Below are 11098 nucleotides of genomic sequence, written 5' to 3'. Positions count from 1 at the left end.
TGGTAAATTCATTTTACCAAGGCGGCGAGGGAGGCCGGGTGAGGCACATGATTGTGGTTTTTTGCGCAAGAATATTGCGCGCCATGGCACTCTCTGCTTGACCTCAGGCGTTGTCCAAGACTGGATGGCGATACAAAATATCAACGGTGGAGGAGAACCGACATGAAAACCTTTTTGACCACGACCGCGCTTTGCGCCGGCCTGATCGCGGGAACCGCACAGGCGGAAACTTGGAATCTGCAATCGACCTATCCGGGTTCGTTGCCGCAGCTTGGCACGCTGGGCAAGCGGATCGCAGAGCAGGTGACCAAAATCACGGATGGCGAGATCGAACTGGTCTTCCAAGAGCCCGGCGCGATTGTGCCTGCGCTGGAAGTGTTCGACGCAGTTGCGACCGGCGCGGTCGAAGCCGGCTGGTCCACCCCCGGTTACTGGGCTGGCCGCGTGCCCGCGCTTCAGCTTCTTGCCGCTGTTCCCTTCGGCCCGCAGGCTGGCGAATACATGGCATGGATGAAGTTCGGCGGCGGTCAGGATTTCCTGGACGAACTGTATGAGCCCAACAACATCAAGTCGCTGCCCTGCGCCGTCATCGCGCCGGAAGCCGCTGGCTGGTTCCGCAACCCGGTCAACAGCCCCGAAGACCTGCAAGGTCTGACCATGCGCTTCTTCGGTCTGGGCGCGAAAGTCATGGAAAAGATGGGCGTGTCCACGCAGCTTCTGGCCGGTGGCGACATTTTCCCGGCGCTGGAACTGGGCACCATCGACGCGACTGAGTTCTCGATGCCCGCGATTGACCTTAACCTGGGCTTCTACCAGGTCGCCAGCGAGTATTATTTCCCCGGCTGGCACCAGCAATCGACCTTCTTTGACCTGATGATCAACCTTGATCTGTGGGAGAGCCTGGACGAAAGCACCCAGTTCAAGCTGGAAACCGTGTGCGATGCGAACCTTGCATTCGGTCTTGCCGAAGGCGAAGCGCTGCAATTCTCGGCCCTGCAAGAGCTGGAAGCGAACGGCGTGAACATCAACACCCTGTCCGATGAGATGCTCGACGCGTTGCAAGCCGCTTGGGAAGAAGTGGCCGCAGAAGAAGCTGCAAATGACGCCGACTTCGCCCGCGTCTACGAAAGCTACACCCAGTTCCGCGAAAACTACGCGGTTTGGGGCGAGCTTGGCTACCTGAAGTAAGTCGGGATCGGGCTGGCCGCACAAGGCCAGCCCAGCGCCGCGCACCCCCGTCGAGGGGTGCGCGGTTTTTTCACAGAATTGACGGAGACATCCGATGGCAATCAGGGAACTGACCGGAACCGCGTTGGCGGTGCTGGCATTGGCCGCAGCGTTCTGGCTGAGCGTTCTGCCCGCAAGCTCCAACGAGATCCTGCCCACGCTGGCGGTTCTGATCGGCTCGCTCATTGGCGCAGCGGTGTTGCAAGGCAACCCCGGCACCATTGCCGCCGCGACCGTGCTGGGCTGGTTCGGGATCATGTTCGCGCAGCCCTTCTCGCTTAGCACGCGTGAATTCAACGGGTTGCGCCGCCAAGCTGGCCGAGATGACCAAGAGGCCGCAGATTTGCTGGCCTATTACGAGGCGCTCTCGCCCTTCGCGATCTATCTGATGTTTGCCCTGACAGCCCTGCTGCTGGCCATTCTGATCTTCGGCATGGCGCGCGGGCGGCTTTTGTTTTTCCAAAACATGCTGGCGGCCAGCGATGGTCTGGCCAAGTTTCTGAACCGTGTCGGCGTCACCTCTGCGGTGGTGTTGTTCAGCGTGCTGATTTTCGCCATCATGTATGACGTCACGCAGCGGCAGTATCTCGGGTTCAACTCTGAATGGACGAATACAGAATGGTATAAGTTCTTCAGCTCTACCCGCGTTCAGGAAATGGAATGGCACCTGCATGCCGCGTTGTTCCTGATGGTGCTGGGTTATGGCTATATTCAGGATGCGCATGTCCGTATCGAACTGGTGCGCGATACCATGAAACCCCGCACGCGGGTCTGGATCGAGTTTTTCGGGGCGATCCTTTTCATGGTGCCCTACTGCTACGTCGTCATGAATTACGGCATTGAAAATGCCATGCGGTCCTGGACGATCGGCGAAAGCTCTGCTGCCACAACCGGTTTGCCCAACCGTTTCATCATCAAGGCTATGCTGCCCTTCGGCTTTGCCCTGATCGCGCTTGCAGGCATGTCGGTGGCCTTGAAATGCGTGGTCTACTTGTTCGGTCCGCCAAGTCTGCGCGGGAAGAGCAACTACTACGCCCATAGCCATCAAAACCCGGCCCCAGCAGAGGATGATACCCCTGCCGATACGAAACACGCCTGAGCGGAGAGACAGAGATAATGGAATTCCTGATCGAATACTTGCCGCTCGTAATGTTCGCCGTGTTGGCGTTCCTCTTGTTCAGCGGCTACCCCGTAGCCTTTATTCTTGGCGGCGTTGCACTGCTATTCGCCGTCTTGGGCGATCTGGCAGGCACCTTCCGGCTACAACAACTGACCCTTATTCCGCTGCGCATTTATGGCGGGACTATGGAAAGTCTGGTGCTTGTGGCCATACCCATGTTCACCTTCATGGGCACCATGCTGGAAAAATCCGGCGCCGCGCGTGACTTGCTGTTTGCCTTGCAGGTCATGCTGCGGCGTGTGCCGGGCGGTCTGGCGCTGTCGGTCACGCTCATGGGCACGATCATGGCTGCGACGACCGGGATTATCGGCGCGTCGGTTGTGATGATTACGCTGATGGCGCTGCCCGTCATGATGAAAGCGGGCTATTCGATGCCGCTGGCCACGGGGACAATCGCGTCCTCTGGCACGCTTGGCATTCTGATCCCGCCGTCGATCATGCTGGTCATCATGTCCGACCTGTTGTCGGTTCCCGTAGGTACCGTGTTCATCGCGGCGCTGATGCCGGGGCTGTTGCTGGCCGCGCTCTATTTCATCTACCTACTGGTGATCTGCAGGTTCAATCCGAAGCTGGCACCGCCCATGGATGATGATGTTGGGCCGTCAACGCGGACAGAGTTCTGGGCCATGGTCTTCCGCAGCTTCCTGCCACCGATCTTCTTGATCTTGTGTGTGCTCGGCTCGATCTTCCTTGGCTTCGCCACACCGACAGAGGCCGCAGGCGTTGGCGCATTCGGGTCCATCCTGTTGGCCGCGTTCAACCGCCAACTGACGTGGGAGAACTTTGTCGAAGTGTGCAAACGCTCCGCGCTGACGGTCGCGATGCTGTTCGGCATCTTCGTCGGTGCAACAGCCTTTGCCTTCGTGTTCAAATCCATCGGGGGTGAGCATCTGATCGTAGACTTCATCAATGCAAGCAGCGCCGGACCCTGGTCCATCATGATCGTGCTGTTGCTGATGGTGTTCTTCCTGGGCTTCTTCTTCGACTGGATCGAGATCACGCTGATCGTGCTGCCGATCTTTGCCCCCATCGTCGGCCTGCTGGATTTCGGTGGCCATGTCGGTGCTTGGGATGGGATCAGCCAGCCGATTATCATCTGGTTCCTGATATTGGTGGCCGTGAACCTGCAAACCAGCTTCCTGACACCGCCTTTCGGCTTTGCGTTGTTCTACATGAAAGGCGTCGCGCCACCCGAAGTGCGTATTCAGGACATCTACAAGGGGATCATTCCCTTCGTGGGCCTGCAGGCTTTCGGGTTGATGCTGTGCGTGATCTTCCCGTCCATCGTGTTGTGGTTCCCAAGCTACATGCTTGGCGGGGGCTAGCGGGCCGAAACTTAACGGATTAAAGACGAACCCCGGCATGTCTGTGCCGGGGTTTTTCGTGGCAAGGAATCACAGATGTTTTTCGACCCGCTGCTTTACAGCTTCATGTTTCTGGGCCTGTTCTCTCCCGGGCCGAATGTCATCATGCTGACCGCCTCCGGCGCACGCTTCGGGTTCCAGCGCACCCTGCCGCATCTGTTCGGCGTGGTGCTGGGGGTGGGCGTCATCGGCGCGGTCACGGGGTTGGGCGTGGGCGCGCTGATTCTTGCCAACCCGGCGCTGGGGCTGGTGCTACGCTCGCTTGCGGCGGCATGGATCCTGTATATGGCGTGGAACTATTTCAACGCCACCCGCCGCCCCGCTGCACAGGCCAAGGATGACGGCGCGCCCATGACACTTTGGCAAGCCATGCTGTTCCAATGGATAAACCCCAAGGTCTGGGCGGTCGCCTTCGCGGCCTCTGCGGGCTATGGCGCGGGCATGGGACCGGTGATGGAATCGGCCCGCCTGGCAACCGCGTTCAGCGGGGTGAACCTGTTTGTTTGCCTGTTCTGGACCGGCGCGGGCGCGGTTCTGACAACGCTTTTGTCATCACCCGTCCGGTGGAAAATCTTCATGCGGATCATGGCGGCACTGCTGGCACTATCGGCGTTGATGGTGTTTCGATAGGGCACATCTTTCCTTTCTGTCCGGCGCATGGCACCACATGGAAAAACCGGACAAGAGGTCACAGCCATGCAAACCCCCGCCACCTACCCAGCTGCCCGTATGCGCCGCTTGCGCCGCACCCGCGCTATGCGCGAGATGGTTCAGGAAAACGGGCTGTCAGCGGGCGACCTGATCTGGCCGGTTTTTATCCGTGACGGCAACGGGGTCGAAGAGCCTATTGCCTCGCTTCCCGGCGTGAACCGCCTGTCGCTGGACCGCCTGCTGCCAGCCGCCGAGCGCGCGCTGGCCCTTGGCATCCCCGCGATTTGCCTGTTTCCCTATACCGCGCCGGACCTGCGGACCGAAGATTGCGCAGAGGCGTGGAACCCCGAGAACCTGACCAATCGCGCGATCCGAATGTTGAAGGCAGAATTGCCAGAGTTGATGGTGATGACCGACATCGCGCTCGACCCCTACAACGCCAACGGCCATGACGGCTTCGTCGTCGATGGGCAGATCTTGAATGACGAAACAGTCGACGCACTGGTCAAGATGGGTCTGGCGCAGGCCGAAGCGGGGGCCGATATTCTGGGGCCGTCCGACATGATGGACGGGCGCATCGGCGCGCTGCGCGCGGCTATGGAAAGCGCAGGCCACCGCGACGTGGCGATCCTGTCTTATGCCGCCAAATTCGCATCCGGCTTTTACGGCCCGTTCCGCGATGCGGTGGGGGCGGGCACGCGGCTGGTGGGTGACAAGGCGACCTACCAGATCAACCCCGCGAACCGCGAAGAGGCTTTGGCCTGCGTCGCCCGCGATCTGGCCGAGGGCGCAGATATGGTCATGATCAAACCGGGCATGCCCTATCTGGACATCTGCCGCGCGGTCAAGGACCGCTTCCAGCGCCCGACCTTCGCCTATCAGGTCTCTGGCGAATACGCGATGCTGATGGCGGCGGCGCAAAACGGCTGGCTGGATGGCGACAAGGTCATGCTGGAAAGCCTGATGGCCTTCAAACGGGCGGGCTGCGACGGTGTCCTGACCTATTTCGCGCCGCGCGTGGCGGAAATCTTGCGCAAGTAACTGCCAAGCGTACAGCGGTGTAGGTGACAAGCTCGCGCGTTCGCGGTATCTTTGACCAAAGCCGCAATATAGCGGCATATCAAACCAGAGGCAGAGCAATGACACAGATAAACAGACGAGCCTTCACGCTCGCGGGATTGGCGGGCATTACCACTGGTTTGGCCGCGTGCGGCAACCCGATCGGCGGCGGCGGTGCTGACCGTCTGGATGCGCGCGTCGATGCAGCTCGCGACTATTTGCGCAACAACTATCCCAGCCTTGGAGAGCTGTTCCAGAATTCACGCGGCATTTTGTATATCCCCGTCGTTACCGAAGCAGGACTGTTCGTCGGTGGTTCTTATGGGCGTGGCGCGCTGCGCATCAACGATGCGACAGTCGATTATTATCAGGCCACCCGCGCCAGCCTTGGTCTGCAAATCGGCGCCCAGCAATATGCCCATGCGCTGTTCTTCATGACAGAGCAAGCACTGTCGGATTTCCGCTATTCCGAAGGCTGGGCCGCAAGCGCCGATCTGCGCTATGCGACACCCTCGCAAGGTGGGTCGCTTGGGGCCGAAACCACGACGCAATTCGCGCCCGTCATCGCCGTGGTCTTCGGGCAGTCGGGCATTCTGGCGGGTGCATCGCTGGCAGGCGTCAAGTACGCGCGTATCATCCCCTGAACCGCGCGCCCCGGCCCCCGAGCCGGGGCCTTGCGCCCCATCCCACCGTCGCGCCCCGGCCCCGAGCCGGGGCCTCTTGGTCAATGCGCCAAGGCGGCCAATTCCTCTGGTGTACCAATGGTACGGGTCTCGGACCCTTTGGCGATACGCTTGACCATCCCCGACAACGCCTTGCCCGCACCGATTTCCCAAAACTCGGTCACGCCCTGATCGGCCATGTAGCCGACAGACTCGCGCCAGCGCACCGACCCTGTCACCTGCTCGACCAACAGCGTGCGGATGGTAGCGGGGTCGCTGACCGCGTCGGCGCGCACATTGGCAACCAGTGGCACGGCAGGCGCATTCAGGGAAACACCCGCCAGCGCCTCTGCCATGGCATCGGCGGCTGGCTGCATCAGCGCGCAATGGAAAGGGGCCGAGACAGGCAACAACATCGCGCGGCGCGCGCCACGGGTTTTGGCAATCTCGACCGCGCGCTCCACGGCAGCCTTGTGGCCCGACACAACCACCTGCGCAGGGTCATTGTCATTCGCGGCCTGACACACATCGCCCTGCGCGGCCTCTGCCGCGACCTCGGACGCGGTGGCGAAATCCAGCCCCAAAAGCGCCGCCATCGCGCCTTCGCCCACTGGCACCGCCTGTTGCATCGCGCGCCCGCGGATGCGCAGCAGTTTGGCCGCATCGGAAATGCTCAGGCTGCCCGCCGCTGCCAGCGCCGAATATTCCCCCAGCGAATGACCCGCAACAAAAGCCGCATCGCTGATCGCCACGCCTTCGACTTGCATTGCGCGGAACGCGGCCAGAGATGTCGCCATCAGCGCCGGTTGGGCATTCGCCGTCAGGGTCAGATCGGCAATGTCGCCGTCCCAGATCAGGGCTGACAATGGCTCGCCCAGCGCGTCATCCACTTCCTGAAAGACAGCTTTCGCCGCCGGGTAGCTATCGGCCAGCGCGCGGCCCATGCCGATGGTTTGTGCCCCTTGACCGGGAAATACGAATGCGCGGCTCATGTCTGTCTCCAACCCTTGTTTACCTTATAGGAAATGCCCCAAAGCGCGGGCCGGTTCAAGCGTCCGTCGGGCTTGCGCGGATGCGCTATTGTGGTAGCGTTCCCGCAATCTTTCAATCGGAGCGCCCCATGCTTGACCGTCCTACGCCCAATGACCTGCGCGCCTTCTGGATGCCGTTCACCGCGAACCGCCAGTTCAAATCCGCACCGCGCATGTTGGTCGCGGCCAATGGCATGCATTACACCACCTCGGACGGACGGCAGGTGCTGGACGGCACAGCGGGGCTTTGGTGCTGCAACGCAGGCCATGCGCGCCCGCTGATTACAGAAGCAATCCAGAAGCAGGTGACGGAACTGGATTACGCGCCCGCCTTCCAGATGGGGCACCCCAAGGCGTTTGAGTTGGCGAACCGGCTGGTGGACCTTGCGCCTGACGGTATGGACCATGCGTTCTTCACCAATTCCGGGTCGGAAAGCGTGGAAACGGCGCTGAAAATCGCCATCGCTTACCACCGCGCACTTGGCAACGGCACCCGCACCCGCCTGATCGGGCGCGAGCGGGGCTATCACGGGGTGAATTTCGGTGGCATTTCGGTGGGCGGCATCGTCAACAACCGCCGCCATTTCGGGGCGATGTTGGCCGGGGTCGACCACCTGCCCCACACGCATCTGCCAGAAAACCAATGGTCGCGCGGGCAGCCGGAGCATGGCATGCATCTCGCCGATGATCTGGAACGCATGGTCGCGCTGCACGGCGCTGACACGATTGCCGCTGTGATCGTCGAGCCTGTGGCCGGGTCCACCGGCGTTCTGATCCCGCCCAAGGGCTATTTGCAGCGCTTGCGCGAACTGACCCGCAAGCACGGTATATTGCTGATATTTGACGAGGTCATCACCGGGTTTGGCCGCCTTGGCAGTGCCTTTGCCGCGCAACATTTCGACGTGACGCCCGATATGATCACCTGCGCCAAGGGCTTGACCAATGGCGTGATCCCGATGGGCGCGGTGCTGACAACGGCCGATATTCATGATGCCTTCATGCAAGGGCCAGAGAACCTGATCGAACTGTTCCACGGCTACACCTACTCCGGAAGCCCGATTGCCTCGGCCGCCGGGCTTGCCACGTTGGAGACTTATAAACAGGACGACCTGTTCGCCCGCGCACATGACATTGCGCCTTATTGGGAGGATGCGGTGCATTCGCTGAAAGGTCACCGCCACGTCATCGACACGCGCAATATGGGGCTGATCGGCGCGGTGGAACTGGAACCCATCGCGGGCAAGCCGACCGAGCGGGCCTTCAATGCGTTCCTGCGCGCCTATGAAAAGGGCATCCTGATCCGCACCACGGGCGATATCATCGCCATGTCGCCACCACTGATCATAGAGAAATCGCATATCGACCAGTTGATCGGCACATTGGCAGAGGTGCTTGATACCCTTGAGTAAATCCGTTGCCCGCGTGGCGCGCGCGCTGGACGGCGCGGGCCTGCCCAACACGATATCGGAACCCGGAGAGGCGCGCACCGCAGAGATGGCAGCGCAGGCCTGTGGGTGCGTATTGGACCAGATTGTAAAGTCGATCCTGTTTACAGGCACAGCCAGTGGCGCGCTGTATTTGTTCCTGACCGCGGGCGGCAACCGAATCTGCGCGGCCAAAGCCAGCGCCTTGGCCGACGAGGATTTGGGGCGCGCCGATGCGACACAGGTGCGGGCCGTGACGGGTTTTGCCATTGGCGGCGTGGCCCCTATCGGCCATCTGAGTGCGCCTGCGACATGGGCCGACCCAAGGCTTCTGGCCTTCGACACGGTGTTTGCCGCCGCCGGAACGCCGCGCCATGTCTTTTCAATTGACCCGCGCGTTCTTATGTCAATTGCCCAAGCCACAATTGCGGATTTCACCGAATGACCTTGCCCGACCCGGCGCTCCAGCCAGATTTCTACACCGATGTCCCGTTCAAACGCGCAGGCGCTTGGGCGATCGACCTTGTGGTCACACTTGCGCTGACACTGGTCGGGCTGGTCCTGACTTTGTTCATAAGCGCCTTTTTCTTGCCGCTTCTGTTCGCGGCAGTCTCGGTGGCGTACCGCACGGTCATGCTGTCACGCTACGGGGCAACCTTGGGCATGATGGTCATGGCGCTGAAATGGCGCCACCTGAACGGACGCACGCCAGATGCCACCACCGCGCTGATCTATAGCAGCGCGCATGCAGTGATGTGGACAGTGTTCCCGCTTCAGATTGTTTCCATTGCGTTAATATTAATGTCCTCTTACCGGCAAGGGTTGCACGATCACCTGCTATCGACCACCATGTTGCACAAGATTGCACCCGATTGACCCTAGTTCTGCCCGATTGCAGGCTTGGCGAATGGTGAAACGCTTGCTAGTCTTTTCGTGTTTTCAATGATCATGAGTGTCTGATGCGCCATTCCTTGCCGACCGTGCCGCAGTTTTATGTGACCGCACCCCAGCCCTGCCCCTATTTGCCCGGCCGGATGGAGCGCAAACTGTTCACGGCCCTGCAAGGCGACCATTCAGAGGCAATGAATGACAAGCTATCGCAGCAAGGATTTCGTCGGTCGCAGAATGTGCTGTATCGTCCCTCCTGCGCAGATTGTGCGGCATGCCTGTCGGCCCGTATTCGCGTGGCCGACTTTACGCCGTCGCGGTCGCAACGCCGCGTAATAAAGCGCAACGCGTATCTGCAACGCGATGTTGCCAGCGCATGGGCGACCGAGGATCAATACGCCCTGTTCCGCCGCTATCTGGACCACCGCCACACTCATGGTGGCATGGCCGATATGGATGTGTTCGAGTTTTCAGCCATGGTCGAGGAAACACCGGTGCGCACGCGGGTTCTGGAATATCGCGACGCGGCGCTTGGGCCAAACGGTCCGCTTGTGGCGGCGTGTCTCAGCGATGTGCTCGACGACGGGCTGAGCCTTGTCTATTCATTCTTTGATCCGGAGTTGTCCGACCAGTCGCTGGGCAGCTACATGATCCTTGACCAGATCGAGCTTGCACGCCGCGTGGGCCTGCCCTTTGTGTATCTGGGCTACTGGGTGCCGGGCAGCCCCAAGATGGACTACAAGGCGCGCTTCTCTGCTCTCGAAGTATATCATCAAGGTGAGTGGCAGGTGCTCGACTCTCCCGAGCGGTTTTCCGGCACACGCCACCCGCTTTCGGTGCAGCCTATTGCCGAACAGGTCGCGCAACTTGCCTTGCCCAGCGATGTCGGCGGCCCTGTCAGCATACCGCCCGGCAAAGCCAAGCTATAGCCACAGCTACCCCCGAAACACGCGCGCTGCCAGCAATACACGGGCAGTTGTTGTCACGGCACACAAGGCCGCGAACACATAGGCCATGGGCGCGAACCATTGCGACCACAGGCAAATTGCAACGAAAAAGGCGATGGTTTCCGCCCCTTCTAGTAATCCGCCGGTGAAATAGAGCGATTTCACCCCGTGGCTGTCGCTGCGCATCTGCTTCTTTTCCGCCAAGATCGCGTATCCCAGAAACGATGCGCCGTTGATGTAGAAACTGGCCAGCAGCACCGCACCCGCCACGCCATTGGCTGCCGGATCATGCAACACGAAAGCCAAGGGTATGGCGGCATAGAAGACGAAATCACAGGTTATATCCAGATACCCGCCAAAATCGGTCACGCCTTGCGCGCGGGCAACCGCGCCGTCCAGCCCGTCCGCCACGCGCGATGCCAGGATAAGCGCCACCGCCAACAGAAAATGCCCGGCAACGATGGCCCCCGCGCCCGCCAGCCCGAACGCCAGCCCGATCAGCGTGACCATATTCGCGGTCAGGCCAACCCGCGCGATTTGTCCGCCGATCAGGTTGAGCGGCGGGTCGATCAGCGGGCGCAAATGTCGGTCAAGCATGGGCAGGCGGCCTTCCGGAGTCGGGTCTTTGTCATCAATATACGGCCCAAGGCCGCAATGTGTTTCAC

12 protein-coding genes are annotated in these 11098 nt (G+C 60.8%); 10 read left to right on the top strand and 2 right to left on the bottom strand.

All coding sequences use genetic code 11. The features are described from left to right. Positions 1-162: 162 nt before the first annotated feature. The 6 genes from ROE7235_RS00380 to ROE7235_RS00355 all read left to right on the top strand — a co-directional run bounded on the left by ROE7235_RS00380 (position 163) and on the right by ROE7235_RS00355 (position 6125). Positions 163-1188: a TRAP transporter substrate-binding protein gene (locus ROE7235_RS00380; protein ID WP_121092675.1), complete on the top strand. Its 1026-nt coding sequence runs from the start codon at positions 163-165 to the stop codon at positions 1186-1188. Between the two features lie 94 nt (positions 1189-1282). Next, positions 1283-2326, top strand: a complete 1044-nt coding sequence (locus ROE7235_RS00375) for a TRAP transporter small permease subunit (RefSeq protein WP_121092674.1) — start codon at positions 1283-1285, stop codon at positions 2324-2326. Positions 2327-2343: 17 nt separating this feature from the next. Next, a complete protein-coding gene (locus ROE7235_RS00370) occupies positions 2344-3732 on the top strand; it encodes a TRAP transporter large permease (protein ID WP_121092673.1) in 1389 nt (462 codons plus the stop codon). A gap of 75 nt (positions 3733-3807) precedes the next feature. Beyond that, positions 3808-4401, top strand: coding sequence for a LysE family translocator (locus ROE7235_RS00365; protein WP_121092672.1), 594 nt, complete (start codon positions 3808-3810; stop codon positions 4399-4401). Between the two features lie 66 nt (positions 4402-4467). Next, the gene (hemB, locus tag ROE7235_RS00360; protein WP_121092793.1) at positions 4468-5463 is read left to right on the top strand and encodes a porphobilinogen synthase; all 996 of its coding nucleotides are present in this window, start codon (positions 4468-4470) and stop codon (positions 5461-5463) included. 98 nt (positions 5464-5561) lie between these two features. Then, positions 5562-6125: a lipid-binding SYLF domain-containing protein gene (locus ROE7235_RS00355; RefSeq protein WP_121092671.1), complete on the top strand. Its 564-nt coding sequence runs from the start codon at positions 5562-5564 to the stop codon at positions 6123-6125. A gap of 80 nt (positions 6126-6205) precedes the next feature. Here ROE7235_RS00355 and fabD read toward each other — a convergent pair whose 3' ends face one another. Continuing rightward, complete coding sequence (gene fabD / locus ROE7235_RS00350) at positions 6206-7135, bottom strand: ACP S-malonyltransferase (protein WP_121092670.1); 930 nt, start codon at positions 7133-7135, stop codon at positions 6206-6208. A gap of 128 nt (positions 7136-7263) precedes the next feature. On the opposite strand from fabD, the gene aptA reads away from it, so the two are divergent. From aptA to ROE7235_RS00330, 4 genes are all read left to right on the top strand, one after another. Further along, complete coding sequence (gene aptA / locus ROE7235_RS00345) at positions 7264-8583, top strand: omega-aminotransferase AptA (RefSeq protein WP_121092669.1); 1320 nt, start codon at positions 7264-7266, stop codon at positions 8581-8583. Next, positions 8576-9043, top strand: a complete 468-nt coding sequence (locus tag ROE7235_RS00340; protein WP_121092668.1) for a YbaK/EbsC family protein — start codon at positions 8576-8578, stop codon at positions 9041-9043. Before aptA ends, ROE7235_RS00340 begins: the two co-directional genes overlap by 8 nt. Continuing rightward, positions 9040-9474 carry an RDD family protein gene (locus ROE7235_RS00335; RefSeq protein WP_121092667.1) on the top strand — a complete coding sequence of 145 codons (435 nt, stop codon included), beginning with the start codon at positions 9040-9042 and terminating at the stop codon, positions 9472-9474. Before ROE7235_RS00340 ends, ROE7235_RS00335 begins: the two co-directional genes overlap by 4 nt. Before the next feature lie 83 nt (positions 9475-9557). Then, positions 9558-10415: an arginyltransferase gene (locus ROE7235_RS00330; RefSeq protein ID WP_121092666.1), complete on the top strand. Its 858-nt coding sequence runs from the start codon at positions 9558-9560 to the stop codon at positions 10413-10415. 6 nt (positions 10416-10421) lie between these two features. Here the strand turns inward: ROE7235_RS00330 and ROE7235_RS00325 are convergent, their stop codons facing one another. Then, on the bottom strand, positions 10422-11030 hold the full coding sequence (locus tag ROE7235_RS00325) for a CDP-alcohol phosphatidyltransferase family protein (protein ID WP_121092792.1): 609 nt from the start codon (positions 11028-11030) through the stop codon (positions 10422-10424). Positions 11031-11098 lie beyond the last annotated feature (68 nt).

It is taken from the genome of Roseinatronobacter ekhonensis (genome assembly GCF_900499075.1).
Classification (GTDB): domain Bacteria; phylum Pseudomonadota; class Alphaproteobacteria; order Rhodobacterales; family Rhodobacteraceae; genus Roseinatronobacter; species Roseinatronobacter ekhonensis.
Note: the sequence above shows the minus strand (reverse complement) of the source record. Positions and strands in the feature narration are given on the sequence as shown.